Genomic DNA, 24,910 nt, shown 5'->3' with positions numbered 1-24,910 from the left:
ACTCCGTGCTCCTGAGCATGCAGCCCTCCAGCCACGCCCCCAGGGGCGCGGGGAACCGCGCGACCAGCCCGCACCCACCCGCAGCCGAACAACCACTCCCCCGACGGGCTGCCGAGCCCCAACCCCCAAGGGGCGCGGGGAACTGCGCGATCAGCCACATACTGACCGCAGCCGAAACACGTCTACCCCACAGCCTCCTCGAACGCCCGATACGCCCCCTCGTCGAACAGCACGAAACGGACCTCCTCCACAGACCCAGCCGCGGCAGCGGCCTCCCGCACCGTGCGCACAGCGATCCGCGCCCCGTCGTCCAACGGCCACCCATAGATCCCCGTGGAGATCGCCGGGAACGCCACCGTCCGCGCCCCCAACTCCCCCGCCACCCGCAGGGATTCGCGGTAGCAGGAGGCGAGCAGGGCCGAGCGGTCCTCGTCGCGCTGCCAGACCGGGCCCACGGTGTGGATCACCCACTGCGCGGACAGCCGGCCGGCAGTCGTGGCCACGGCGCGCCCGGTGGGCAGGCCCTTGCCGTAGTGGGAGGCGCGCAGCCGGCGGCACTCGGCCAGGATCTCCGGCCCGCCCCGGCGGTGGATCGCGCCGTCGACCCCGCCCCCGCCCAGCAGCGAGGAGTTGGCCGCGTTGACCACCGCGTCCACGGCCTGGTCCGTGATGTCGCCCCGGACGAGCACGATCCGGGGGCGCGAAGCACTCATCGCCGGTCCGCCTTCCGCAGAGCCCGCCAGACCGCCTTGGCCGCGTTGTGCCCGGACATGCCGTGCACCCCGGGGCCGGGCGGGGTGGCGGAGGAGCAGAGGAACACCGACGGGTGCCGGGTCGTGTACGGGAACAGCGACAAGGTGGGCCGCAGCAGCAGCTGGAGCCCGCGCGCCGCGCCGCACGCGATGTCGCCGCCCACGTAGTTGGCGTTGTGCGCCGCGAGCTGCGGCGGCCCCGCCGTGGCGCGCGCGAGCACCCGGTCGCGGAAGCCCGGCGCGAAGCGCTCGATCTGGCGCTCGATCGCGTCGGTGAGGTCGCCTTCCCACCCGTTCGGCACGTGTCCGTACGCCCAGAACACGTGCTTGCCCTCGGGCGCCCGCGAGGGGTCGACGAGGCTGGGCTGGGCGGTGATCAGGAACGGGGTCTCGGGGGCGGTGCCCCCGGACGCCTGGCTCAGCGCGGCGCCGATCTCGCGGCTGGACGGGCCGATCTGCACCGTCCCGGCCCGGCGCGGCTCGGCCGCGGTCCACGGCACCGGGCCGTCGAGCGCGTAGTCGATCTTGAAGACGCCGGCGCCGTACTTGTACCCCTCGTACGCCCGGCCCAGGCCCGCGATCCGGGCGAGCGCGGTCGGTGAGGTGTCGAAGACGTACGCGCGGGCGGGCGGCAGGTCGTCGAGCCGCTTCACCTCGAAGCCGGTGTGGACCGAGCCGCCCAGGTCGCGCAGGTACGCGGCGAGCGCGTCCGAGATCGACTGCGAGCCGCCGCGCGGCAGCGGCCAGCCGTTCTCGTGCGCGGCGAGCGCGAAGACCAGGCCGACCGCGGAGGTCGCCACCCCGGTCAGCGGGGCGATGACATGGCCGACGAGCCCGGCCATCAGGGCGCGCGCCCGGTCGTCCCGGAAGCGGCGCATCGTCCACGCGTACGGCGGAACACCGTCGATACCGAAGCGCGCGAGGCCGATCGGGTCGCGGGGCAGGGCGCTCAGCGGCAGCGACATGAAGTCGCGCGCCAGGACGTCCCACTTGCCGATGTACGGCGCCACCAGCCTGCGGTACGTGCCCGCGTCGCGCGGGCCGAACGACGCGGCGGTCTCGGCGACCGAGCGTGCGAGTACGGCCGCAGTGCCGTCGTCGAAGGGGTGCGCCATCGGCAGTTCGGGGTGCAGCCACTCCAGCCCGTACCGGTCGAGCGGCATCCGGCGGAATGCCGGGGAGCCGATGCCCAGCGGGTGCACGGCAGAGCAGGGGTCGTGGCGGAAGCCGGGGAGGGTGAGCTCCGCTGTCCTGGCGCCGCCCCCGATGGTGTCCTTGGCCTCGAAGACCTCAACGGACAGGCCGCGCCTGGCCAGTTCGACCGCGGCGGTCAGTCCATTGGGCCCCGCCCCCACGACGACGGCATCGAGCATCGACGGCACCTTGGACTCCTCACGCCCTTGTGGCCAAGGCACCCAGCATATTCCGGGCCACGGACAATCAGGTCCGGGGTGGGCACGGTTGCGGCAGGAGGCCGCGCGGCGACCCGGGGGCGGCCGTCCGACCGCGCCCGCTCACTCCCCCGCCAGCAGCCCCCGCACCCGCTCCGCCGTCGCCGCGTCCCGGGCGGCCGTGAACGGCAGTGCGTTGCCGCCGGTTATCCGGAACGGCTCGCCCGTCACGGTCGTGTGGGCCCCGCCCGCCTCGGTCACCAGGAGCAGGCCCGCCGCATGGTCCCAGGCGAGTTCCCAGGAGAACGCCACCGCGTCCAGCTCGCCGCGCGCGACCGCCAGGTATTCGAGCCCGGCCGAGCCGCACGGGCGCGGGCGGACGCCGTCGGTGCGCAGCCCGAGCAGCGCGCGCTTCTGGTCCTCCGTCGTGTAGTCCGGGTGGGAGGTGGCGACCTCGATCGCCGCGCCGGGCGCGGGCGCCCCGGACCGTATCGCCTCGCCGTTGAACGTCGCGCCGCCGCCGCGGACCGCGACCGCCATGACGTCGAGCGCCGCCCCGTACGTCCACGACGCCAGCACCTCGCCGTGGTGGGCGAGCGCCACCAGCGTGCAGAAGCCCTCCTCGCCGCGCACGAACTGGCGGGTCCCGTCGACCGGGTCGACGATCCACACCGGCGCGTCGCCGCCCAGCGCGTCGTACACCGACGGGTCGGCCGCGACGGCCTCCTCGCCGACGACGGCCGAGCCGGGCAGCAGCTCGGTCAGGGCCTCGGTCAGGAACTCCTCGGCGCGCCGGTCGGCGACCGTCACCAGATCGTGCGGGCCGCTCTTCTCCAGTACCTCGTGCGCGGCGAGCTGGCGGAAGCGCGGCATGATCTCGACGGCCGCCGCCTTGCGGACCGCCTCTTCGACGTCGGACGACCGGTCTTCCAGAAACTGTGTGAGCAACCCTTCGATCATGCGTCCAGCAAAACATGCCCCACTGACAATCGGCGAACACGGTCCCAACCCCGGGCGTCATCGAGGTGACGTCGGCGAACGCCCCGGGTCAGCGCCCCACCGCGTACCCCTGCATCCCGCGCGGATTCGCGGCGGCGGACAGAATGCCGGTCTCCGGGTCGCGCGCGACCGCGCACAGCCGCCCCTGTGACCAGGCGCCGCCGACCGTGACCCGGTGCCCGCGCCGCCGCAGCCCCGCCACCACCTCCTCGGCGGTCCGCGCCTCGACCGTGACGCTGCCGGGCCGGGCAGCCCGTGGGTAGAACGAGCTCGGGAAGGAGTCGTTGTGCCAGTTCGGGGCGTCGATCGCGCCCTGGAGGCCGGGGCCGCCGCGCTCGGCCGCGCCGAGGGCGACGGCGAGGAAGAAGTGCAGCTGCCACTGGTCCTGCTGGTCCCCGCCGGGCGTGCCGAACGCCAGCACCGGTACGCCGTCGCGCAGCGCGAGGGTGGGCGACAGCGTCGTACGGGGGCGGCGTCCAGGGGTCAGCGTGTTCGGCAGCCCCTCCTCCAGCCAGGCCATCTGGAGCCGGGTGCCGAGCGGGAAACCGAGCTCGGGGACGACCGGGTTGGACTGGAGCCAGCCGCCGCTCGGGGTGGCGGCGACCATGTTCCCCCAGCGGTCGACCACGTCCAGGTGGCAGGTGTCGCCCCGGGTGGCGCCGTCCGGGGCCACGGTCGGCTCCCCGGCGCCCGCCGCCCGTACGTCGGCGTCGCGGCCACGCGCGCGTAGCGCCTCGCGGGCGATCCGCGGCGGGCGCCCGCCCGGGCTGCCGGGCCGCAGCTCGCACGAGGCCGCCGCGCCGACGAGTGCGCGGCGGGCCGCGTTGTAGTCGTCCGAGAGCAGTTCGACGAGCGGCACTCCGGCCGCGTCCCCGTACCAGGCCTCCCGGTCGGCCATGGCGAGCTTGCACCCCTCGACGAGGAGGTGCACGTACTCGGCGGAGCCGTACGGCGGCAACTCGTCCGGAAGCAGCGCCAGTTGCTGCAGGAACGCCGGCCCCTGGCTCCAGCCGCCGGCCTTGCAGACGGTCCAGCCGTTCCAGTCGTACGTCACCGGGTCCTCGTACGTCGCGGACCACCCGGCGAGGTCGGCCGCCGTCAGGGTGCCGGTGCGGCGCTCGCCGCTGGTGTCCAGGGTGGGGCGGTGCGCCTGCGCGACCAGCGCCTCGGCGATGAACCCCTCGCGCCAGATGCGCCGGGCGGCCTCGATCTGCCGCACCCGGCCGTCGCCGGTCGCGGACGCGCGCGTAGGGGCCGACTCCGCAAGGACACGGCGCCAGGTCCGCGCCAGGTCCGGGTTGCGCAGCAGCCGCCCCGGGCGCGGGGCGCGGCCGCCCGGCAGATACACCTCGGCCGAGGAGTGCCACTCGCTCTCGAAGAGCGCGCGCACGCCCTCCACGGTCTCCCCGACCCGCTCGACGGGCGGATGCCCGTCCTCGGCGTATCCGATGGCGTACTTCAGTACGTCGGCGAGCGGCTTGGTGCCGTGGTCGCGCAGCAGGAGCATCCAGGCGTCGAAGGCGCCGGGCACGGCGGCCGCGAGCGGGCCGGTGCCGGGCACCAGGTCAAGACCGAGCGAGCGGTAGTGGGCGGCCGTCGCCCCGGCGGGCGCGGGCCCCTGGCCGCACAGCACCCGCACCGCGCCCCCGGCCGGGGCGAGCAGGACGGGCACCTCGCCGGCCGGGCCGTTCAGATGCGGCTCGACGACATGGAGGACGAAGCCCGCGGCGACGGCGGCGTCGAAGGCGTTGCCGCCGTCCTCCAGGACGGCCATGGCGCACTGCGAGGCGAGCCAGTGGGTGGCGGACACCATCCCGAAGGTGCCCTGGAGGGTGGGCCGGGTGGTGAACGGGGGCGCGGCGTACGGATTCACGGCTTCTCCGGCGCGCGCACGGCGTGGGCTGTGTGATCGGCCATCCGGGCAGGCTAGCGACGGCCGCCGTGGAATGTCAGACCCGCCGTCTACCGTTGATTCCGCTCGGAACGGATGGAGGAGCAGCGGTGCACGGTGAGTACAAGGTCCCCGGCGGCAAGCTCGTGGTGGTGGATCTGGACGTCGAGGGCGGCGTCCTGAGCGGTGTGCGGGTGGCGGGCGACTTCTTCCTCGAACCGGACGAGGCGATCCTGGCGATCAACAGCGCGCTGGAGGGCGCCCCGGCGGACACGGACGCCGCCGGGCTCGCGGCCCGTATCGACGCGGCGCTGCCGCCGGGCACGACGATGTACGGACTGACGTCGGAAGGGATCGGCGTCGCGGTCCGCCGCGCCCTCGCGCACGCGACGGACTGGACGGACTACGACTGGCAGCTGATCCACGACGGCCCCCAGTCCCCCGCCCTGCACATGGCGCTGGACGAGGTGATCACCGCCGAGGTCGCGGCCGGGCGCCGCCCGCCGACGCTGCGGGTGTGGGAGTGGGGCGCCCCGGCGGTGGTGATCGGCAGCTTCCAGTCGCTGCGCAACGAGGTCGACCCGGAGGGCGCCGAGCGCCACGGGATCACGGTGGTGCGCCGGGTGTCGGGCGGCGGGGCCATGTTCATCGAGCCGGGCAACACCATCACGTACTCGCTCTCGGTCCCCGACGCCCTGGTCCAGGGCCTGTCCTTCGCGGACAGCTATGCCTATCTGGACGACTGGGTCCTGGGCGCGCTCGGCGACATGGGCGTGAAGGCCTGGTACCAGCCGCTGAACGACATCGCCACGGACGCGGGCAAGATCGCGGGCGCCGCGCAGAAGCGGGTGGTCGCGGACGAGGGCGCGGTGCTGCACCACGTGACGATGGCGTACGACATCGACGCCGACAAGATGCTGGAAGTCCTCCGCATCGGCCGCGAGAAGCTCTCGGACAAGGGCATCAAGAGCGCGAAGAAGCGCGTCGATCCGCTCCGCCGCCAGACGGGCCTGCCCCGCGAAGCGGTCATCGAGCGGATGATCGCCTCGTTCCGCGGGCGGTACGGACTGGCCGAGGGGAAGGTCACGGACGAGGAGATGTCCCGCGCCCGCAAGCTGGCGGAGACGAAGTTCTCCAACGAGGAGTGGACGGCGCGGGTGCCGTAGCCGGCTTCGCCGGCGCAGACCGGCAGCGGCGCGACGCCAGGGGCCCGGACCTGCTGCGTGACCCGGCGATCGCCGCCGCGTGGCCGGGGCCGAGCGCACCGGCCACGACCACCCCGCACGGCTCACCCGTTACGCCCTCCGCCTCCCCGCCCCCATCAACCCCGTATAAGCCACCACCGCCGCCCCGAGCCCCACGGCCCACCCGTAGTCCGCCAGCGGCTTCAGGGCCGGGATCAAACCGTCCGCCGGGAAGGGGCCCAGCTTCTTGCCCTCCGGGTCGAGCGTGGAGTAGGAGCCGCCCACCGCCAGCACGCCGCCGACCGCGAACGCGGCCACCGCGCGCCAGTTCCAGCCCGCCGTGTACCAGTAGCGGCCGCCCGGCCGGTACAGGTCGGCCACGTCGAGGACCGTGCGGCGGATGATCCAGTAGTCGGCGATCAGGATGCCCGCGACCGTGCCGAGCAGGCCGCCGACCACACCCAGCCAGGTGAAGATGTACAGCTCGGGCGTCGACGTCAGCTTCCACGGGAAGATCACGACGCCGACGACGCCCGTGATGAGCGCGCCCGTACGGAAGTTGATGAAGCGGGGCGCCAGGTTGGCGAGGTCGTACGCCGGGGAGACCACGTTCGCCGCGATGTTGACGGAGATCGTCGCGATCAGGACCGTGAGCAGCGCGAACAGCAGCCCGAAGACGTTGTCGGTCCGGGCCACCAGCTCCACCGGGTCCCAGATCGGCACCCCGTACACCGCCTGCGAGCCGGAGGTGACCAGCACCGAGAGCAGAGCGAAGGCCGTCATGGTGGTCGGCAGACCGAGGGTCTGGCCCCAGACCTGGGCGCGCTGGCCCTTGCCGAAGCGGGTGAAGTCCGGGATGTTCAGGGACAGCGTCGCCCAGAAGCCGATCATGCCCATCAGCGACGGGAAGAAGACCGGCCAGAAGTCGCGCCCCCAGCCGTGCTTGGAGGGCTGGTCGAGCAGCGGGCCGAAGCCACCCGCCTTGTGGGCGATCCAGACCAGCAGCACCACGGCGCCGACGAGGACGAACGGCGCCGCCCAGTTCTCGAACCGGCGCAGGGTCTCCATCCCCCGGTGGATGATGGCGAGTTCCAGGGCCCAGAAGAGGACGAAGCAGAGCCAGAGCGTCCATGGCTCGCCCCCGATCTCGGAGGCATCGGCCCAGCCGCCGAAGACCTTGCCGAGCAGGACGAAGACGCCCTGGCCTCCGATCCAGGTCTGGATGCCGAACCAGCAGCAGGCGACCGCTGCGCGGATCAGCGCGGGCAGATTGGCGCCGCGCAGCCCGAAGGAGGCGCGGGCGAGGACCGGGAAGGGGATGCCGTACTTCGGTCCCGCGTGCCCGGTGAGCAGCATCGGCCCGAGCACGATCACATTGGCGACCGCGATGGTGAACACGGCCTGCTTCCAGTCCATGCCGAGGGCGACCAGACCGGAGGCGAGCGTCCAGGAGGGGATGTTGTGCGCCATGCCGACCCAGAGGGCGGCGAAGTTGTAGGTGGTCCAGCGGCGTTCCTCGGGCGGCACCGGCCGGAGGTCGTCGTTGGCGAAGCGGCTGTCCGGCGGGGCGGTGTCCGTCGGTATCGCGGTGTCGGTCATGGGCAGGCCATTCGTTCGGGGGACGAGGGGGAGGGCGAACGGGCCGTGGGAGGAGGCGGGTTACGGGAACGGGGGCGCCCGGTGCGGGCCGGGCGCCCCCGAACGGCTCAGCCGAGCGCCGGGATCACCCGCTCCCCGTACGCGTCGATGACCGCTTCCCGTGCGTCGTGCATGGCGTACACCGCGAACTGGTCGACACCCAGGTCGCGCAGCGCCTTCAGCTTCTCGATGTGCGCCTCGACGGGGCCGAGGAGGCAGAAGCGGTCGACGATCTCGTCGGGGACGAAAGCGGTGTCCGGGTTGTCGGTGCGGCCGTGGTGGCTGTAGTCGTAGCCTTGGCGCGCCTTGATGTAGTCGGTGAGCGCGTCCGGCACCAGGCCCGAGTGCTCGCCGTACCGCGACACCAGGTCCGCGACGTGGTTGCCGACCATGCCGCCGAACCAGCGGCACTGCTCGCGGGCGTGGCCGAGGTCGTCGCCGACGTAGGCCGGGGCGGCGACGCAGACGGTCACGGAGGCGGGGTCGCGCCCGGCCTCCACGGCGGCCGTGCGGACCGCCTTGACCATCCACTCCGTCAGGAACGGGTCCGCGAGCTGGAGGATGAAGCCGTCGGCCTTCTGCCCGGCGAGGGCCAGCGCCTTCGGCCCGTACGCCGCCATCCAGACGGGCAGCTTGCCGTCCCTGACCCAGGGCAGCTTCAGACGCTGCCCGTCGACCTCGGCCTCGCGGCCCTCGGCGAGGTCGCGGATGACGCCGATGGCTTCGCCGAGGCGGGCCAGGGTGTTGGGTTTGCGCCCGGCGACGCGCATCGCGGAGTCGCCGCGGCCGATGCCGCAGATGGTGCGGTTGCCGTACATGTCGTTGAGGGTGGCGAAGGTGGAGGCGGTGACCTCCCAGGTCCTGGTGCCCGGGTTGGTCACCATCGGGCCGACGTGCATCTGCCGCGTGTGCTCCAGGATGCGGCTGTAGATGACGAACGGCTCCTGCCAGAGGACCGCCGAGTCGAAGGTCCAGCCGTAGCGGAAGCCGTTGCGTTCCGCGCGGCGCATGAGGCCGACGACGGTCGAGGCGGGCGGGTCGGTCTGCAGGACGAGTCCGAAGTCCATGTGGTGCTGCTCCTGGTTACTGGCCGAGGTACTGGGATGTGGCCCGCGGGGTGTAGAGGCCGTGTCCGGCCCGTCCGGTGAACTGCCGCTCGTGGACGACGAGTTCGCCGCGCGAGAGGACCGTCTCGACGCGGCCGGTGATCCGCCTGCCCTCGTACGCCGAGTAGTCCACGTTCATGTGGTGGGTCTCTGCGGAGATGGTCTGCTCGGCGTGCGGGTCGTAGATGACGACGTCGGCGTCGGCGCCCGGTGCGATGGTGCCCTTCTTCGGGTAGAGCCCGAACATCCGCGCCGGGCTGGCGCAGGCGATCTCGATCCAGCGGCGCCGGGTGAGGTGGCCGTCGAGCACCGCCTGGTGGAGCAGGTCCATCCGGTTCTCCACGCCCGGCAGACCGTTGGGGATCTTGGAGAAGTCGCCCCGGCCGAGCTCCTTCTGTCCCACGAAGCAGAACGGGCAGTGGTCGGTGGAGACCACCTGGAGGTCGTTGGTGCGCAGCCCCCGCCAGAGCGCGGCCTGGTGCTCCTTGGGGCGCAGCGGCGTCGAGCAGACGTACTTGGCGCCCTCGAAGCCGGGCTCGGCCAGATTGTCGGTGGAGAGGAACAGGTACTGCGGACAGGTCTCGCCGAAGACCGGAAGTCCCTTGTCCCGGGCGGCTGCCAGCTCGGCGACCGCCTCCTCGGCCGACACATGGACGACGTAGAGCGGCGCCCCGGCGACCCGGGCCAGCTGGATCGCCCGGTGGGTGGCCTCGGCTTCGAGCAGGGCGCGGCGCACCTCGCCGTGGTGGCGCGGATCGGTGCGGCCCGCGGCGAGCGCCTGCTCGACGAGGACGTCGATCGCGATGCCGTTCTCGGCGTGCATCATGATCAGCCCGCCGTTGGTGGCCGAGCGCTGCATCGCCCGCAGGATCTGGCCGTCGTCGCTGTAGAAGACGCCGGGGTACGCCATGAACAGCTTGAAGGAGGTGACGCCCTCCTCCACCAGCAGGTCCATCTCCTTGAGCGTGTGCTCGTTCACATCGGAGAGGATCATGTGGAACGCGTAGTCGATCGCGCACTTGCCGTCCGCCTTGGCGTACCAGGCGTCCAGGCCCTCGCGCAGCGCGTGGCCCGGCGACTGCACGGCGAAGTCCACGATCGTGGTGGTGCCGCCCCAGGCCGCGGCCCGGGTGCCGGTCTCGAAGGTGTCGGAGGCGAAGGTCCCGCCGAAGGGGAGCTCCATGTGGGTGTGGGCGTCGACTCCGCCCGGGATGACGTACTTGTCGGTCGCGTCGAGCGTACGGCCGGCGCTCCAGCTCTGCGCCGCGCTCGACCCGTGCGCGGCCAGGGCGGCGATGCGGCCGTCCTCGATCAGTACGTCGGCGTGGATCTCGTCGGCGGCGGTGATCACCAGACCGCCGGTGATCAGGGTGCGGGTACTCATGGGTGGTGCTCCCTTTCATGCACGTACGAGCGCTCCGCGGAGGGGGCGCGGTGTGCTTCGTCTGAAGGGCCGTCCGTGGCTGGTCGCGTCACGCGGCGGAGCCGCACATGTCACGGCCCGCGCCCCTAACTGACACTCCGCAGGGCACGTTCGAGGATCGCGGCGCCCTCTTCCGCCTCCGCGACGGTGAGCGTCAGCGGCGGGGCGATCCGCAGCACGCTGGTGCTGTGCCCGCCGCCCTTGCCGATGAGCAGTCCGCCCTCGCGCGCCGCCTCCAGCACGGCGGCAGCGGCCTCCGGATGGGCCTCGTCGGTGCCCGGCTTCACCAGCTCGATGCCCGCCATCAGGCCCCGGCCGCGCACCTCGCGTACGAGGGGGAGCTGGGCGGCGACGGCCCGCAGCCGCTCCATGAGCAGGCCGCCGACGCGGCGCGCGTTGCCCTGGAGGTCGTGCTCGACGAGGTACGAGAGGTTGGCGAGGCCGGCGGCCATGGTGACCGGGGAGCCGCCGAAGGTCGAAATGGAGTTGGCGTCCAGGCAGTTCATGATGCGGGCGCTCGCCACCACACCGCCGACGGACATGCCGTTGCCGATGCCCTTGGCGAAGGTGAGGATGTCCGGCGGGCCGTTCTCGGCGTGCGCCTGCCAGCCCCAGAAGTGGTCGCCGGTGCGGCCCCAGCCGGTCTGCACCTCGTCGCTGATCCACAGGATGCCGTGCCGGTCGAGGACTTCGCGGAAGGCGGCATAGAGCCCGTCGGGGGGCGAGGTGAAGCCGCCGACGCCCTGGATGGGCTCGGCGATGAGCGCGGCGACCTCGCGGGTGTGGCCGAGCAGGTCTTCGAGGTCGGCCACACAGGCGTTGATGAACTGACCGTCGCTCAACTCCGCGTAGGGGCCCCGGGAGCGGATGCCCCCGTGCACGTACAGCGTCTGCAGCGGCGACAGGCTCGTCGGTGACCAGGCGCGGTTGCCGGTGATGCCGACCGCGCTGAACGAGCGGCCGTGGTAGCTGTTGCGCATCGCCAGGATCTGGTTGGAGCCGCGGTGGGCGGTGGCGAGCAGCAGCGCGGTGTCGTTCGCCTCGGTGCCGGAGGTGGTGAAGAAGACCCGGGCGTCCGGGATGCCGGAGAGGTGGGCGATCCGCTCGGCGAGCTCCACCATCGGGCGGTTGAGGTAGAGCGTCGAGGAGTGGATGATCCGCCCGGCCTGGTCGGAGACGGCCTTGGTGACCTCGGGCAGGGCGTGGGCGGTCATCGTGGTGAGGATGCCGCCGAAGAAGTCGAGGTACCGCTTGCCCTCGGAGTCCCAGACGTGGCGGCCCTCGCCGTGGGTGATCTCGATCGGGTGCCGGTAGTAGAGCGCGAGCCAGTCGGGCAGGACCGCGCGGTGGCGGTCGAAGAGGGAGGTCACGGCTTCACCAGCCCTTCGTAGGCGTCGGGCCGCCGGTCGCGGTAGAACGCCCACTGCTGGCGCACCTCGTCGATGAGACCGAAGTCGAGATCGCGGACGAGGAGCTCCTCCTCCTTGTCGCTGGCGGGCTCGCCGACGAACTGGCCGCGCGGGTCCACGAAGTAGCTGGTGCCGTAGAAGTCGTTGTCGCCGTACTCCTCGCGGCCGACCCGGTTGATGGCGGCGACGAAGTACTCGTTGGCCACCGCCGAGGCGGGCTGTTCCAGCTGCCAGAGATAGGCCGAAAGTCCACGCGAGGTGGCCGACGGGTTGTAGACGATCTGGGCGCCGTTGAGGCCCAACTGCCGCCAGCCTTCGGGGAAGTGGCGGTCGTAACAGATGTAGACGCCGACCCGGCCCACGGCGGTGTCGAAGACCGGCCATCCCAGGTTGCCCGGTTTGAAGTAGTACTTCTCCCAGAACCCCTTCACCTGGGGGATGTGGTGCTTGCGGTACTTGCCGAGGTAGCTGCCGTCGGCGTCGATCACGGCCGCGGTGTTGTAGTAGAAACCGGAGCCCTCGATCTCGAAGACCGGGACGACGATCACCATCCCGGTCTCGCGGGCGAGCTCCTGCATCCGCCGCACGGTCGGCCCGTCCGGCACCGGCTCCGCCCACCGGTAGTGCTCGGGCTCCTGCACCTGGCAGAAGTACGGGGCGTTGAAGACCTCCTGGAATCCAATGATCTTCGCACCCTGCCGGGCCGCCTCGCGGGCGTGTTCCTCATGTTTGGCGATCATGGATTCGGTATCGCCGGTCCAACTGGCCTGGACCAGTGCGGCGCGGACAACAGTGGCCATGAGCTGCTCCTTAGACGGGCCGTCAGCCAGGCATCCACACGCGTAGACCGCGTGTGGAGAGACCGTAAAGCCCGTCACGCACCGTGGCAAGACCATCGCCGTTACGCCACGAAGTCGATCACATTTCCCTCCGTACGGGGCCGGGCAGCCGGGCCCAGTTGCCCCGCCGGGCATGCCTCAGCAGCACCGGGTCGTCGCCGACGACCACCGGGTTGCCCACCTCGGCGAGCAGCGGGAGGTCGGCCGCCTCGTCCGCGTACGCGTAGCAGTCGGCGGCCAGCAGGGCGTGCTCGCGCAACAGGGCGCGGGCCGCGTACCCCTTGCCCTGGCCGGCCATCGGGGCCCTCGGCCGGGCGCAGAGCACCGCGTCGGCTCCCAGCTCGCGGGCGACGGGCGCGACGGCCCCGGCGGACGACGGCGTCACCAGGACCACCAGGTGCCCCCGGGCGGCGTGGTCGTGCAGTGCCGCGAGGACCGGCGCGTGCCAGAGACGGCCGAGCGGCGGCCCGGGGCCGTCGTGGTGCGGCTCGGGCAGCTCGGGCAGCTCGGGCACGGCCAGGAGCGTGCCCTCGACGTCGAAGAACGCGGCGGCGGTGGGCGTACACGGCGGACGCGTACGCGGCTGGGCTGTGCGGGAGTCCATGTCCATCGGTAAGGACCCTGCCCAGCCGCGCCCTCACCTCAATCAGCATTTTCAACGTTCTGTTGCAATTCTGGCCACCCGGAAGGCATGGATGACGTCCCGTCGCCGCCCCTCGGAGACCGCACCGGCGGCGGCCAGCAGCTGCGGCCCCAGCCGCGCCGGGGCGTGCGCGGCCAGATGCGCCGCGTCCTCCGGCGTGCGGACCCGGACGAAGGCGCTCAGCAGTGCGTCCGCCTCGCGCTCGCGCCCGGCGTCACCCAGAGCGAGCACCGCGTCCGCGATCTGCTCGGCGGGCCGGGACACGCCCTGGCGCAGCAGCCGGTGGCAGTCGGCGCCCTGCCCGGCGGCGGCGAGCGCCGCGGCCGCCGCGGCCAGCCGGTCGGGCGGCAGCGAGGCCGCCTCCCACAGCAGGGTGGCCCAGTCGGCGCCCAGGCCCGCGCGGTGCAGTTCGCCCGCGAACAGCGGCAGCAGGGCGGCGGGTCCGGCGGCCGCCTCGCACAGCACGGCGTGCGCCTCGCCGGTCCGGCCCCGGGCGCGCAGCCGGACGAGCCGGACGACGGCTTCGCGCACGCTCCGGCGCCGTTCGCGGTCGTCCGCCCGCTCCTCCTGCTGCGGCTCGCTCTTTCCCCGGGCGTGCTCGGGGTGTCTGCGGGTGTGCCAACCGCCGCCGAACCGGGCGCCGGTGGGCGCGGCGGCGGCGACCGGCGGCAGTAAGGGCCCGCCGTCCTCCACCTCGGCCCCGCCGTCCTCCAGTCCGGCGAAACGGGCCCCGCGCGAGGTGCGCCGCGCGGCGGGCCGCGGCGCGGCTACCCGAGGTGCCGGGTCGGTTGCCGCAGGTCCGGCGGGGAGGTCGGGCACTCTGGGCGCGTCCGGCCCGCCGGGTTCACCGGGACCGCCCTCCCCCTCGGCCGACCCCCTGGGCCGCGCCACCGCCCGATCGCTGAACCAGCCCCGCGGGACCTCCGGGCCCAACGCGGTGATGCGGGCGCGCAGTTCCGCGCAGCGCGCTGTCGCCCGGGACAGGTCGTCCTGGATCCAGGCCAGTTCGTCCGGGGCGGCGCCCGGCAGGCGGTCGGCCGCGTACGCCTGCTCGCGGAGCATCAGGGCGAGCCGTTCGCGCAGCACTTCACGGCCGCCCGGGCGGGCGTCGTACGCGGCGGCGGCAGCGTTGTGCAGCGCCTTCGCCCGTACCGTCTCACGGGCCACCGCCTCCGGGCCGTGCGTCGGCGCGAGGTCCTGGAGCAGCGATTCGACCACGTCCCAGGGCGGGATCTCCCTGCCGTCGAGACAGGCCGCCATGCCGTCGGGGTCGCGCCGCCAGAAGACGCCGCACCAGCCGCCGTACCGGTCGAGCAGGGCCGCCATCCGGCCCATGTATTGCACGAACACCCCGATGTCCACCGGGAGTTGATTCGCCGTCATAGCACAATCCCCCAACCGCCGACTGAACCCCCACGGTCCGTGGGCATTCGATACCCGCCGCATTGCGCCCGTGTTACGCCGAGGTCTTCGCCGCGATACCGGCGTGTGGCCGCGCGACGAACGGGGTGGTGATGGAAGAAGTCGCGCGCCCCCCGACCGCGCCCAACGCGCGCTCCGCCGGTCACACCGCCGACGCCCGCCCCGGGTTGTCCGCGTGCGTCAGCGTCTCCCAGGCCACGAACAGGTCGTCCGTCCCCGACGGGCGCAGCCGCTCGGCGAGCTTCTCGGTCTCGGGGAGCTTCAGGTGCATCCGGTTGCGCAGGTGGTTGAGCGCGACCTCGACGTCCGGGCCCATCGTGCGCTCCACCTTGCCGCCGCACAGCCACGGCGGGGCCGCCTCGCCCAGCTGGTAGCGGGCGTGGAACTCCAGGGCGGCCCGCAGCCGCTCGGCCGTCGGCCCGTACAGGTCGACGCCCTGCTGCCAGGCGGTCTCCGCGATGTGCCCGGAGGCGGCCAGCGAGTAGCCGATGTGCATGAAGTTGCGGCAGGTCTCCTGGCCGAGCCCGTCGGCGTAGGTGCGCTGCCCGAACCAGTACGTGGCCAGCTTCTCCGGGGTGTCCATCGTGCCGCCGGGCGGCGGCTTGGGCAGCTTCCCGTCGGAGCCGAGGTAGAAGTACGCGGGGACCCGCGCCCGGTAGCGGCCCAGCGACTCGGTGAACAGTTCGCGGTCCTCCAGGAACACCGCGATCCCGATGGCCGCGTCGGTCATCGCCAGTTCCCAGTTCCCGTTGTAGTCGGGGACCTTGGCGGTCACGGCGGGCAGATAGGCCTTGCGCAGCATCCACTTGAAGCGCTGGACGTCCGCGGCGCCCCACTTCGGGTAGCCCGCGTGCACGATGTCGGCGGCGCGCGCCCAGGAGGAGCCCGCCCAGGCGGTCTGCAGGCCCGCGTTGCCCTCGGTGTGCTCCTTCATCACCTTCGACCAGCCGTCCATGATCTCGACGGCCTTGCGGGCGTGCGCCTCGTCGCCGTCGACGGACCAGAGCAGCGCCTGGGTGTACGCGGCGATCGCGTCCTCGCGCTCGGCCAGACACGAGGGCGGCCCGGCGTTCGGCGGACAGGGGACGACCTCGGCCGGGTGCGCGGTGTACGCGAGCGAGCCGTACCGGCTGGTCCGCATCTTCTCGTACGCCGAGCGCCAGGGCTCCCGCCCGGCCCGCACCCTCGCCCGTACGGTGTCCAGCTGGCTCCTGCCGATCACCACACCGGGGTGATGGAAGGCGGACACGGCGTCCTGGCCTGCCGCGGTGGCCGAGACGCGGGAGGCGGGGGCGCAGGCGGCGAGGGCGCCGAAAGCGACCAGGGTGGCGAGGGCGGCGGCGCGGCGGGGCCACTGCGGGGCGGGCTGCTTGAGCACGCTTCCACGGTGGGGCCGCCCACCGCGGGACGCAGGATCTGTTGGGCCGACCGGCCCCCCAGGGGCGCGGGGCTGTGACATGTGCGGCTCCGCCGCGTGGGCGCGAGCGGCCATGCGCGTCCGCAGCCGGACGAAGGGGTTACGGGACTAGACTCGCCCCATGGTCCGCACCCCTCTCACCCCCGAAGAGCGCGAGCGCGGCGAGCGGCTCGGCCGATTGCTGCGGGCGGCGCGCGAAGGGCGCAGCATGAGCGAGGTCGCCGCTGCCGCCGGGCTCTCCGCCGAGACTCTGCGCAAGATCGAGACCGGCCGCGCCCCGACCCCGGCGTTCTTCACCGTGGCCGCGCTCGCCTCCGTACTCGGACTCTCGCTCGACGAGGTCGCCGGGCACTGCACGCCGCTGGCGGCGTAAGGACTCCGCCGGTGGCGATTCGGCTGCGAACCGTGCGTGGCCGGTCGCGCCCGGGCGGCGGAGCCGCACATGTCGCAGCTCCGCGCCCCTGGGGGGCTCGACCAGCCGGGGTTGCGTCGGGCCGGCCACGCGCGGATCAGCCCGCCTCCGCCCCCTCCTGCGTCCACCCCGCCACCTGGAACCGCGGAGTGACATCGCGCCGGTGGACCTCCTCGCCGCAGGAGCGGCACATGATCGTGGGGTCCAGGTCCGCGCCGCAGGTGTGCCGCCACACCGTGGGCGGTACGTCCGCCAGGTGGCGGTCGCCCCAGCGCATCAGCATCAGCAGCACCGGGCGCAGCTCCTGCCCCGCCTCGGTGGCCCGGTACTCGTACCGGGCGGGCCGCTCGTTGTAGAGCACCTTCTCCAGGACGCCCGCGTCGACGAGCCGGCGCAGCCGGGCGGTGAGGATGTCGCGGGGGGCGCCCACGTTGCGGGCGATCGCGTCGAAGCGGTGCACGCCGAAGAAGACCTCGCGCAGCACGAGCAGCGCGTACTTCTCCCCCACGACCGCGAGCGCGTCGGCGATCGAGCAGGGGCGGGCGTTCTTCTGCGACGTCGTCATGGCTCCACGGTAAGCCCGGAACGGCAGTGCATTGGATTTTCCAACCCAGCGAGCTACAGTGAATCCAGTTTTCCAACCTACTCGCGGGTAGCGGCACGGGTAGGACCCGAGCAGGACCGAGCAGAGCCGAGGAGCACGCGATGCGCGACGCCGTGATCGTGGAAGCCGTCCGTACCCCGACAGGAAAGGGAAAGCCGGGCGGGGCGCTCTCCCGGACGCACCCCGTCGAACTGCTCGCCCACACCCTGCGCGCCCTCGTCGAGCGCAGCGGTGTCGACCCGGCGCTGGTCGACGACGTGATCGGCGGCACCGTCGACCAGGTCGGCGAGCAGGCGATGAACACCACCCGGTACGCCTGGCTCTCCGCCGGATTCCCGGACACCGTCCCCGCGACGACCGTGGACCGCCAGTGCGGCTCCTCGCAGCAGGCCGTCCACTTCGCCGCCCAGGGCGTGCTCTCGGGGGCGTACGACCTGGTCGTGGCCTGCGGGGTCGAGTCGATGAGCCGGGTGCCGATGTGGTCCAACGTGCCGGCCGGCAAGGACCCGTTCGGCCCGGGGGTGGCCGCCCGCTTCCCGGAGGGCCTCGTCCCTCAGGGCATCAGCGCCGAGCTGATCGCCGCGAAGTGGTCGATCGGGCGGGAGCGGATGGACGAGTTCGCCACCGCCTCGCACCAGAAGGCCGCCGCGGCCTGGGACGCCGGACTCTTCGACGCCGAGACCGCGCCGATCGCCGGGCTGACGCGGGACGAGTCCGTACGCCCCACGACGACCCCGGAGGTCCTCGCCGGGCTGAAGCCGTCCTTCGTCGACCCGCACTTCGCCGAGCGGTTCCCGCAGATCGACTGGTCGGTGACCGCGGGCAACAGCAGCCCCACCAACGACGGCGCCTCCGCCGTCCTGATCACCTCCAGCGAGACCGCGGCGAGGCTCGGGCTGCGTCCGCTCGCCCGGCTGCACAGTTTCGCGGTGACCGGCTCCGACCCCGTCCTGATGCTCACCGGAGTCATCCCCGCCACAGAAAAGGTGCTGCGCAAGGCGGGACTCGGCCTCTCCGACATCGACCTCTTCGAGGTCAACGAGGCCTTCGCGAGTGTGGTGCTCGCCTGGCAGCAGGAGACCGGCGCGGATCTCGCGAAGGTCAATGTGCAGGGCGGCGCGATCGCACTCGGTCACCCGCTGGGCGCCAGCGGCACCCGGCTGATGACCACGCTGGTGCACGCGATGCGCCGGCGCGGGGCGCGCTACGCCCTCCAGACCATGTGCGAGGCGGGAGGGCTCGCCAACGCCACGATTCTGGAAACCCTCTGATGTCCTCTCAGCCCGGGTCGCCCGTGCGGCCGCCTGCGTGACCACTCCACCCGACCGGTATAGTAATTGGAATGGTAGAGATCAAGACGGACACACAGATGGACGCGATGCGCGAGGCCGGGCGGGTGGTCGCGCGGGCGCTCGCCGCGGCGCGGGACGCGGCGGGCGTCGGCGTCAGCCTGCTGGACATCGACACGGCGGCCCATGAGGTGCTGCGCACGGCGGGCGCCTCCTCGCCGTTCCTCGGCTACCACCCGGACTTCGCCCCGGTGCCGTTCCCGGCCGTCGCCTGCGTGTCCGTCAACGACGCCATCGTGCACGGCATCCCGGACGGCTACCTGCTGCGCGACGGCGACCTCGTCAGCGTCGACTTCGGGGCGATCCTGGACGGCTGGGCCGGCGACTCGGCGATCAGCTTCACGGTGGGCCGGGCGCGGGCCGAGGACGTGCGGCTGATCTCGACGGCGTACGAGGCGCTGGAGGCGGGCATCGCCGCCGCGGTCGTGGGCAACCGCATCGGTGACATCGCGCACGCGATAGGCAAGGTGTGCCGGGGCGCCGGATACGGCATCCCGGAGGACTTCGGCGGCCATGGCATCGGCCGCCATATGCACGAGGACCCGGGGGTGCCCAACGAGGGCCGCCCGGGCCGGGGCATGGCGCTGCGGCACGGCATGGTCCTGGCGATCGAGCCGATGCTGATCGCGGACGGCACCGACGGGTACTACCCGGCCACGGACGGTTGGACCCTGCGCACGCTCACCGGTGTCCGCGCGGCGCACACCGAGCACACGGTCGCCGTGACGGAGAAGGGCCCGCGGATCCTCACTCAGCTCTAGAGAGTCGGCCGGTCGGCCGAGGGCGTCAACTTCCTTGCCGTGACCGGAAGTCGGCGCCCTCTTCGGGCCACCGGGAGGGGCCCGGAACGGCCGCACCCTGGCTGGTCCGTACCTGTCCCGGAAGGTGACGTTCTGCTGTCATGGTCCCGCCAACCCCCCACAGGAGAACCGGGCTGGCGACATGACCGAAGGGAGCGTCATGTTCAACGCACTGGCCATCGGCGGCGCGGCCGCCGTCCTTCTGGCCGCCCCGCTCAGCGCAACCGGCCACACCCCCGGCGGCTGGGGCACCCCGCCGCCCGACAAGATCGTGATCGACCTCGTGACCGTCAACGGCTCGGGGTGTCCGGCGGGTACGGCGGCCGTCGCGGTCTCACCCGACAACACCGCCTTCACTGTCACGTACAGCGCCTACCTGGCACAGGTCGGCAAGGGTGCCTCGCCGACCGACATGAGGAAGAACTGCCAGCTCGCGCTGAACGTCCACGTCCCGCAGGGCTTCACCTACGCGATCGCCTCGGCCGACTACCGCGGCTTCGCCCATCTGGAGAAGGGCGCCACGGCGCAGGAGCGGGCGAACTACTACTTCCAGGGCATGTCCCAGACGGTCTACGCCACGCACCCGTTCAAGGGGCCGTTCTCCGACGACTGGCAGACCAATGACACCACGGACGTCTCCGCCCTCGTCTACAAGCCCTGCGGCGAGGAGCGCTATCTGAACATCAACACCGAACTGCGGACCGGGGCCGGCACCTCCGACACGGTCAACACCACCAGCTTCATCAGCATGGACTCGACCGACGCCAGCATCAACACCATCTACCACTTCTCGTGGAAGGTGTGCCCGCCCAAGTAGCGCGCACGCGGGCCGCCCGGCGCAAGGCGGGCGGCCCGCACCCCGCCAGTTGTCGGCGATCAGTTGTCGGCGATGAACTGCTTGGCGAGATCGTCGCCGAGGGAGACCGCCGCACCGTGGCTCTCGATCGGCTTCGTCTGCGAGTTCTTGAAGAGGATGTACGTGACTCCGGACTCGGCGCCGCCGGTGGCCGGGTCGGGGTTTATCCCCAGCGCCTTGGCAGTGGCGTAGGACGCCTCACCGATGATCTCGGAGGGGCCGGTGTCGCCGACCACCGCGTACTCGACCTTGTTGTTGTAGATGACGGCGACCACACCACCGCCCTCTATCCCGGCCGAGGAGTAGTTCCAGATCGAGCTGGAGCTCGGCACGACGACATAGGGCAGCTTCTCGGCGCTCAGCGGTCTGCCGTTGGACTGATGGAAGGCGGTGTCGCCCTGGAACCACGGGTCGGTGCCGTGGTTGCAGGAGGCGGTGGCCTGGCCGTCGCAGTCGACGTCCAGGTCCGCCTTCCAGAACACGGCGCCGTTCTTTCCGCAGACCGGGACCGTCGCGGCGGTCTCGCTGTCGGTCCTGTACTTGCCGCTGGAGATCTGCGAACAGTTCGTCACCTTGGACAGGAGGTCGGCCGCACTGACCGAGCCCTCCTCGGTACGGGTCGGGGCGCTGGCGGCGCGGGCCGCGTCCTGGGCGGTGGCGGGGAGGGCCGCGGTGGCGAGCAGGGCGGCGCCGGATGCGACGACGAGGGCGAGCGTTCGAGTACGCACGTGGGGGACCCTTCTGTTAGGAAAGTTTCCTTACCTGACGCGAGCAATCTGGTCCGTTTGCATGAGCGCTTCAACCCCGGTCACATCAGATGAAACGCGACCCCCGCCCCCTGAGGGACGAGGGCCGCGCCCGCTTCACCCGCCCGGCGGATGGATTCTGACGGTGTGTCACCCAGCTGGGCGCACCACCATCGCCGAGCCGCCGCCGCGCCGGACCTTCTCGGCCGCCGCCACCCAGCGGCCGTCACTGAGCCGTTCCACCCCGGTCGCCGCGCCGATCACCGGGTTGAGCGAGAACGCCTGCCCCAGCGCCTCCAGTTGGGCCCGGAGCGGACCGTTGTAGAGCTCGGGCTCCAGTTCCGTCTTCGCCGCGTTGCGCTGGCTGGCGCGCGGGGCCGCGATGGAGTCGACCAGCGACAGGCCCCGGTCGAGGTGCCCGACGAGCGACTGGAGCACCGTGGTGATGATGGTCGCGCCGCCCGGCGAGCCGAGTGCGAGCACCGGCCTGCCGTGCCCGTCGAGGACGATCGTCGGCGACATGGAGGAGCGCGGCCGCTTGCCCGGGCCCGGCAGGTTCGGGTCGTGGACGGCCGGGCTCGCCGGGGCGAACGAGAAGTCCGTCAGCTCGTTGTTGAGCAGGAAGCCCCGGCCGGGGACGGTGATGCCGCTGCCGCCGGTCTGCTCGATGGTGAGCGTGTACGAGACGATGTCGCCCCACTTGTCGGCCACCGTCAGATGCGTGGTGTTCTCGCCCTCGTACGTGGTGGGCGAGGCCTGTCCTGAGGTGGCGCACGGCGCCGGGTGGCGGGGGTCGCCGGGCGCCAGCGGGCTGGTCAGCGCCTTGGTGTCGCTGATGAGGCAGGCCCGCGCGTCCGCGAACCTCTGCGAGAGCAGCCCCTTGGTCGGCACGTCCTCGAAGGCCGGGTCGCCCACCCAGCGGCCCCGGTCCGCGAAGGCCACCCGGGTCGCCTCGATGTAGCGGTGCAGATACTGGACCTCGGACGCCTTCGACAGGTCGGTGTGCTCAAGGATGTTGAGCGCCTCGCCGACCGTGGTGCCGCCCGAGGACGAGGGCGCCATGCCGTAGACCTTCAGGCCGCGGTAGTCCACCTTCGTCGGGGCCTGGCGCTTGACCGCGTACGACCGCAGGTCCTTCTCGGTGAGGTCGCCGGAGCGCGCGAGGCGGGTCGAGCCGGATGCGACGGGGGGTTTGCGGACGGTCCGTACGATGTCGCGTCCCAGGTCGCCGCGGTAGACGGCGTCAACGCCCTCGCGCGCCAACTGCCGGTAGGTGCGGGCAAGATCGGGGTTCTTCAGCTTCGATCCGACCACCGGCAGCTGTCCGCCGGGCAGGAAGAGCTTCGCGGTGTCCGGGAAGTCCGCGAACCGCGCCTGGTTGTCGGCGGTCTGCTGGCGGAAGGTGTCGTCGACGGTGAAGCCGTCGCGCGCGATCCGCTCGGCGGGCTCCAGGAGCCGGCTCAGCGGCTTGGAACCCCAGGCGTCGACGGCCGCGTCCCAGGTGGCCGGGGTGCCGGGGGTGCCGACGCTGAGCCCGCTGGTCACCGCGTCCGGGAAAGGGAGCGGCTTGCCGTTCTCCAGGAACAGGGACGAGGTGGCGGAGTGCGGCGCGGTCTCGCGGCCGTCGATGGTGTGCACGGTCCGGGACTTGGCGTCGTAGTAGACGAAGTATCCGCCGCCGCCGATGCCCGACGAGTACGGCTCGGTGACGCCGAGGGCGGCGGCCGTGGCGACGGCGGCGTCCACCGCGTTGCCGCCGTGCTTGAGGACGTCGATGCCGGCGGCGGTGGCGTCCACGTCGACGCTGGCGACGGCGCCCCCGTAGCCGATCGCCTCTGGCGTCTTGACGGGCGGTGGCGCGGTTCTCGGCGGGGTGGCCGCGACCGAGGTCGCCACGGCCGCGGCGACGGCGAGTAACGAGAGACTGCGGACGGCGGAGCGACGCATGGGTACCTCCTGGGTGCGAATGTCCGCGCAGCGTAACGCCGCACCCGCCGTCGCGTCAGGACCGTCTCGAACAGCGCGCCGGACTCCCGCTAACATGCCCGCCCATGAACGACGACGTGCGCAACATCGTGCTGGGAGTGGTCGCCGCGGGCATCAGCGCCGCCCTGGGCTGGCTCACCCGCACCTATCTCTGGAACCGAAGGCTCCGCCGCAAGCAGGCCTTCTTCGGTCTGCCGACCCACTCCGAGTGCCTGCTCGTCGTCAACCGGGACGCGGGGGCGGAGGGGGCGGTGCACCGGTTCGACGTGTTCGCGCTCCTCGAACTCGCCTCGCTCATCACGGACTGCGGGGCCCACGCCCGGATCGTCCAGCACGATCTGACACAGCAGGGCTTCGGGGAACGCACCGAGTTCTGTCTGGGCGGCCCGTACTCCAACCGCCGTATGGCGGCGCACCTCTCCGCGCTGCTGCCCGGAGTGACGATGAACGTGGACACCGAACCCGGCCCGGACCGGGGCTCGTTGACCATCGGCGGCGAGAAGTACCGGGTGGAGGGCGGGGTCACCGAGTACGTGATCCTCGCCCGGGTCACCGCGGGCCAGGGCCAGCGGCCGGTGTTCCTCTTCTGCGGCCAGCGCGCGATAACCAACCAGGCGGCCACCCGCTATCTCGTCCGCAACCAGGAGAAACTGGCCCGCAAGCACGGCAACGGCACCTTCTGCCTGCTCCTGAAGGTCGTCAACTCCCTTGCGTACGGCCCGGACGTGGTGGAGGTCGTCGCCGACGTCACCCGCGCGGCCCTGACCCCGGCCCCGACAGCCGGAGCGGCAGCGACTTCACCCCGTTGATGAAGTTGGAGACCAGCCTGCGCGGCGGCCCGGCGAGCGCAGGGCCGGGCAGCAGCCGCAGCGCCTCCTCGTGCAGGACGCGCAGCTGGAGCCGGGCGAAGTGGGCGCCGAGGCAGATGTGCGGGCCTTCCCCGAACGAGACGTGGGGGTTGGGCGTACGGTTCAGGTCCAGGCGCTGGGGGCGGGTGAAGACACGCTCGTCGTGGTTGGCCGAGGCGTGGAAGACCACCACCTTGTCGCCCGCGCGAATCCGCTGCCCGGCGAGCACGGTGTCCCGGGCGGCGGTGCGGCGGAAGGTGAGGACCGGCGGGTGCCACCGCAGCAGCTCCTCCACGGCCGCGCCCAGGGGCGCCTCGCCCTCGCGCAGCGCCCTCCACTGCTCCGGATGCTCGGCCAGCGTCAGGAAGCCGCCGGGCGCGGCACTGCGCACGGTGTCGTTGCCCGCCACGGTCAGCAGGAAGAAGAACATCTCCAGCTCGGCGTCGGCCAGTTCGGAGTGCGCCAGCGCGGTCATGATGTCGTCGGCGGGCTCGCGCCGCTTGTACGCGGCGAGCTCCTGGGCGTACCCGAACATCTCGCGCAGCATCGCGGGCGAGCGCGGGTTGACCGGCCGCCCGTCGGGGCCGAGCACCGGCGGCTCGTCCGGGTCCTGGTAGCCGATGACCCGCTCGGTCCATTCGAGGAGCAGCCCCCGGTCGCTGCCGGGCACCCCGAGCAGATCCGCGAGGTTGAGCAGCGCGTAGTCGTCGGTGACCTCGGTGACCAGGTCGAAGACCCCGTCCTCGGCGCCGTCGCGGGCCGCGCCGAGCAGGGTGCGCGCCCGGGCTCTTGTCGCCGCCGCGAACCGGTCGGTGCGGCGGGGTGTGAAGGCGCGGCTCACCACGCGCCGCAGCCTGCCGTGGTCGGGTCTGTCCTGGTTGAGCATCATGCGCCGGATGAACGGCAGGTCGTCGGGGTCGGGGTCGCGGATCTGGGTGGCGCCGAGCAGGGAGGAGTAGGTGACCGGGTCCTTCAGCACCCGTACGACGTCGGCGTGCCGGGTGACCGCCCAGAAGCCGGGTCCGGCGGGCCAGCCCAGTACCTCGTACTCCTCCTGCCAGGCCACCGGGTGCCGCTCGCGCAGCTCCCGGTAGTCGTCGTGGGGCGGCCCGGCGGCGTACCGGCGCGGGTCGAAGACGTCCGGCAGATCACTCATCGCACCAAGGTGACGGCAACCGGACGCCCGCGGCAAGGC

At 72.4% G+C, this 24,910-nt stretch carries 22 protein-coding genes; 6 read left to right on the top strand and 16 right to left on the bottom strand.

The genetic code is table 11. The features are described 5' to 3' along the window. Positions 1-182: 182 nt before the first annotated feature. The 4 genes from ACZ499_RS07600 to ACZ499_RS07585 form a co-directional block, all read right to left on the bottom strand. The gene (locus ACZ499_RS07600; RefSeq protein WP_468673177.1) at positions 183-713 is read right to left on the bottom strand and encodes an O-acetyl-ADP-ribose deacetylase; all 531 of its coding nucleotides are present in this window, start codon (positions 711-713) and stop codon (positions 183-185) included. Next, positions 710-2,125, bottom strand: a complete 1,416-nt coding sequence (locus tag ACZ499_RS07595; RefSeq protein ID WP_468673176.1) for a phytoene desaturase family protein — start codon at positions 2,123-2,125, stop codon at positions 710-712. Before ACZ499_RS07595 ends, ACZ499_RS07600 begins: the two co-directional genes overlap by 4 nt. 141 nt (positions 2,126-2,266) lie before the next feature. After that, positions 2,267-3,103: an inositol monophosphatase family protein gene (locus ACZ499_RS07590; protein ID WP_468673175.1), complete on the bottom strand. Its 837-nt coding sequence runs from the start codon at positions 3,101-3,103 to the stop codon at positions 2,267-2,269. An 88-nt stretch (positions 3,104-3,191) separates the two neighbouring features. Next, positions 3,192-4,955 (bottom strand): gamma-glutamyltransferase family protein, encoded by a 1,764-nt coding sequence (locus ACZ499_RS07585; RefSeq protein WP_468673322.1) that lies wholly within the window; start codon positions 4,953-4,955, stop codon positions 3,192-3,194. A gap of 188 nt (positions 4,956-5,143) precedes the next feature. Here ACZ499_RS07585 and ACZ499_RS07580 point away from each other — a divergent pair, with 188 nt between their 5' ends. Then, positions 5,144-6,199 carry a lipoate--protein ligase family protein gene (locus tag ACZ499_RS07580; RefSeq protein ID WP_468673174.1) on the top strand — a complete coding sequence of 352 codons (1,056 nt, stop codon included), beginning with the start codon at positions 5,144-5,146 and terminating at the stop codon, positions 6,197-6,199. A 129-nt stretch (positions 6,200-6,328) separates the two neighbouring features. Here the strand turns inward: ACZ499_RS07580 and ACZ499_RS07575 are convergent, their stop codons facing one another. The 8 genes from ACZ499_RS07575 to ACZ499_RS07540 form a co-directional block, all read right to left on the bottom strand. After that, positions 6,329-7,816, bottom strand: a complete 1,488-nt coding sequence (locus ACZ499_RS07575; RefSeq protein ID WP_468673173.1) for an NCS1 family nucleobase:cation symporter-1 — start codon at positions 7,814-7,816, stop codon at positions 6,329-6,331. 107 nt (positions 7,817-7,923) lie between these two features. Beyond that, complete coding sequence (locus ACZ499_RS07570) at positions 7,924-8,922, bottom strand: TIGR03842 family LLM class F420-dependent oxidoreductase (RefSeq protein WP_468673172.1); 999 nt, start codon at positions 8,920-8,922, stop codon at positions 7,924-7,926. Between the two features lie 16 nt (positions 8,923-8,938). Further along, positions 8,939-10,345, bottom strand: a complete 1,407-nt coding sequence (gene hydA / locus ACZ499_RS07565) for a dihydropyrimidinase (protein ID WP_468673171.1) — start codon at positions 10,343-10,345, stop codon at positions 8,939-8,941. 125 nt (positions 10,346-10,470) lie between these two features. Next, positions 10,471-11,754: an aspartate aminotransferase family protein gene (locus tag ACZ499_RS07560; protein ID WP_468673170.1), complete on the bottom strand. Its 1,284-nt coding sequence runs from the start codon at positions 11,752-11,754 to the stop codon at positions 10,471-10,473. Then, complete coding sequence (locus tag ACZ499_RS07555; protein ID WP_468673169.1) at positions 11,751-12,593, bottom strand: nitrilase-related carbon-nitrogen hydrolase; 843 nt, start codon at positions 12,591-12,593, stop codon at positions 11,751-11,753. The genes ACZ499_RS07560 and ACZ499_RS07555 overlap by 4 nt, the downstream gene beginning before the upstream one ends. A 118-nt stretch (positions 12,594-12,711) precedes the next feature. Next, complete coding sequence (locus ACZ499_RS07550; RefSeq protein WP_468673168.1) at positions 12,712-13,236, bottom strand: HAD family hydrolase; 525 nt, start codon at positions 13,234-13,236, stop codon at positions 12,712-12,714. A gap of 51 nt (positions 13,237-13,287) precedes the next feature. Continuing rightward, positions 13,288-14,658, bottom strand: coding sequence for a hypothetical protein (locus ACZ499_RS07545; RefSeq protein ID WP_468673167.1), 1,371 nt, complete (start codon positions 14,656-14,658; stop codon positions 13,288-13,290). Positions 14,659-14,839: 181 nt separating this feature from the next. Further along, positions 14,840-16,075, bottom strand: coding sequence for an alginate lyase family protein (locus ACZ499_RS07540; protein ID WP_468673166.1), 1,236 nt, complete (start codon positions 16,073-16,075; stop codon positions 14,840-14,842). A gap of 160 nt (positions 16,076-16,235) precedes the next feature. On the opposite strand from ACZ499_RS07540, the gene ACZ499_RS07535 reads away from it, so the two are divergent. Next, entirely contained in the window at positions 16,236-16,487 is a 252-nt protein-coding gene (locus ACZ499_RS07535; protein ID WP_468673165.1) for a helix-turn-helix domain-containing protein, read from the top strand. 136 nt (positions 16,488-16,623) lie between these two features. On the opposite strand, the gene ACZ499_RS07530 is transcribed toward ACZ499_RS07535, so the two are convergent. Next, positions 16,624-17,091 carry a winged helix-turn-helix transcriptional regulator gene (locus ACZ499_RS07530; protein ID WP_385539503.1) on the bottom strand — a complete coding sequence of 156 codons (468 nt, stop codon included), beginning with the start codon at positions 17,089-17,091 and terminating at the stop codon, positions 16,624-16,626. A 140-nt stretch (positions 17,092-17,231) separates the two neighbouring features. Between ACZ499_RS07530 and ACZ499_RS07525 the strand changes: the two genes are divergently transcribed. The 3 genes from ACZ499_RS07525 to ACZ499_RS07515 all read left to right on the top strand — a co-directional run bounded on the left by ACZ499_RS07525 (position 17,232) and on the right by ACZ499_RS07515 (position 20,096). After that, on the top strand, positions 17,232-18,401 hold the full coding sequence (locus ACZ499_RS07525) for a thiolase family protein (RefSeq protein WP_468673164.1): 1,170 nt from the start codon (positions 17,232-17,234) through the stop codon (positions 18,399-18,401). Between the two features lie 71 nt (positions 18,402-18,472). Continuing rightward, positions 18,473-19,240, top strand: coding sequence for a type I methionyl aminopeptidase (gene map / locus ACZ499_RS07520; protein ID WP_468673163.1), 768 nt, complete (start codon positions 18,473-18,475; stop codon positions 19,238-19,240). Between the two features lie 181 nt (positions 19,241-19,421). Next, a complete protein-coding gene (locus ACZ499_RS07515) occupies positions 19,422-20,096 on the top strand; it encodes a DUF4360 domain-containing protein (RefSeq protein ID WP_468673162.1) in 675 nt (224 codons plus the stop codon). Positions 20,097-20,155: 59 nt separating this feature from the next. On the opposite strand, the gene ACZ499_RS07510 is transcribed toward ACZ499_RS07515, so the two are convergent. Both ACZ499_RS07510 and ggt read right to left on the bottom strand, forming a co-directional pair. Beyond that, entirely contained in the window at positions 20,156-20,863 is a 708-nt protein-coding gene (locus ACZ499_RS07510) for a glycoside hydrolase family 75 protein (RefSeq protein ID WP_468673161.1), read from the bottom strand. A gap of 168 nt (positions 20,864-21,031) precedes the next feature. Continuing rightward, a complete protein-coding gene (gene ggt / locus ACZ499_RS07505; protein ID WP_468673160.1) occupies positions 21,032-22,828 on the bottom strand; it encodes a gamma-glutamyltransferase in 1,797 nt (598 codons plus the stop codon). A gap of 104 nt (positions 22,829-22,932) precedes the next feature. On the opposite strand from ggt, the gene ACZ499_RS07500 reads away from it, so the two are divergent. After that, a complete protein-coding gene (locus ACZ499_RS07500) occupies positions 22,933-23,676 on the top strand; it encodes a hypothetical protein (protein WP_468673159.1) in 744 nt (247 codons plus the stop codon). Here ACZ499_RS07500 and ACZ499_RS07495 read toward each other — a convergent pair. Further along, positions 23,615-24,871, bottom strand: coding sequence for a cytochrome P450 (locus ACZ499_RS07495; protein ID WP_468407469.1), 1,257 nt, complete (start codon positions 24,869-24,871; stop codon positions 23,615-23,617). The two genes, ACZ499_RS07500 and ACZ499_RS07495, sit on opposite strands and share 62 nt — an antisense overlap. Between the last annotated feature and the right edge of the window lie 39 nt (positions 24,872-24,910).

Source organism: Streptomyces sp. NPDC031265 (assembly GCF_055570295.1).
The sequence above is the reverse complement of the archived record's forward strand: the minus strand, read 5'-3'. Positions and strand labels throughout refer to the sequence as shown.

Bases quoted from the DNA above. Each gene is read 5' to 3' on its own strand.
- ACZ499_RS07600 (WP_468673177.1), bottom strand. From the start codon at position 713: ATGAGTGCTTCGCGCCCCCGGATCGTGCTCGTCCGGGGCGACATCACG.
- ACZ499_RS07595 (WP_468673176.1), bottom strand. From the start codon at position 2,125: ATGCTCGATGCCGTCGTCGTGGGGGCGGGGCCCAATGGACTGACCGCC.
- ACZ499_RS07590 (WP_468673175.1), bottom strand. From the start codon at position 3,103: ATGATCGAAGGGTTGCTCACACAGTTTCTGGAAGACCGGTCGTCCGAC.
- ACZ499_RS07585 (WP_468673322.1), bottom strand. From the start codon at position 4,955: ATGGTGTCCGCCACCCACTGGCTCGCCTCGCAGTGCGCCATGGCCGTC.
- ACZ499_RS07575 (WP_468673173.1), bottom strand. From the start codon at position 7,816: ATGACCGACACCGCGATACCGACGGACACCGCCCCGCCGGACAGCCGC.
- ACZ499_RS07570 (WP_468673172.1), bottom strand. From the start codon at position 8,922: ATGGACTTCGGACTCGTCCTGCAGACCGACCCGCCCGCCTCGACCGTC.
- hydA (WP_468673171.1), bottom strand. From the start codon at position 10,345: ATGAGTACCCGCACCCTGATCACCGGCGGTCTGGTGATCACCGCCGCC.
- ACZ499_RS07555 (WP_468673169.1), bottom strand. From the start codon at position 12,593: ATGGCCACTGTTGTCCGCGCCGCACTGGTCCAGGCCAGTTGGACCGGC.
- ACZ499_RS07550 (WP_468673168.1), bottom strand. From the start codon at position 13,236: ATGGACTCCCGCACAGCCCAGCCGCGTACGCGTCCGCCGTGTACGCCC.
- ACZ499_RS07545 (WP_468673167.1), bottom strand. From the start codon at position 14,658: ATGACGGCGAATCAACTCCCGGTGGACATCGGGGTGTTCGTGCAATAC.
- ACZ499_RS07535 (WP_468673165.1), top strand. From the start codon at position 16,236: ATGGTCCGCACCCCTCTCACCCCCGAAGAGCGCGAGCGCGGCGAGCGG.
- ACZ499_RS07530 (WP_385539503.1), bottom strand. From the start codon at position 17,091: ATGACGACGTCGCAGAAGAACGCCCGCCCCTGCTCGATCGCCGACGCG.
- ACZ499_RS07525 (WP_468673164.1), top strand. From the start codon at position 17,232: ATGCGCGACGCCGTGATCGTGGAAGCCGTCCGTACCCCGACAGGAAAG.
- map (WP_468673163.1), top strand. From the start codon at position 18,473: ATGGTAGAGATCAAGACGGACACACAGATGGACGCGATGCGCGAGGCC.
- ACZ499_RS07515 (WP_468673162.1), top strand. From the start codon at position 19,422: ATGACCGAAGGGAGCGTCATGTTCAACGCACTGGCCATCGGCGGCGCG.
- ggt (WP_468673160.1), bottom strand. From the start codon at position 22,828: ATGCGTCGCTCCGCCGTCCGCAGTCTCTCGTTACTCGCCGTCGCCGCG.
- ACZ499_RS07500 (WP_468673159.1), top strand. From the start codon at position 22,933: ATGAACGACGACGTGCGCAACATCGTGCTGGGAGTGGTCGCCGCGGGC.
- ACZ499_RS07495 (WP_468407469.1), bottom strand. From the start codon at position 24,871: ATGAGTGATCTGCCGGACGTCTTCGACCCGCGCCGGTACGCCGCCGGG.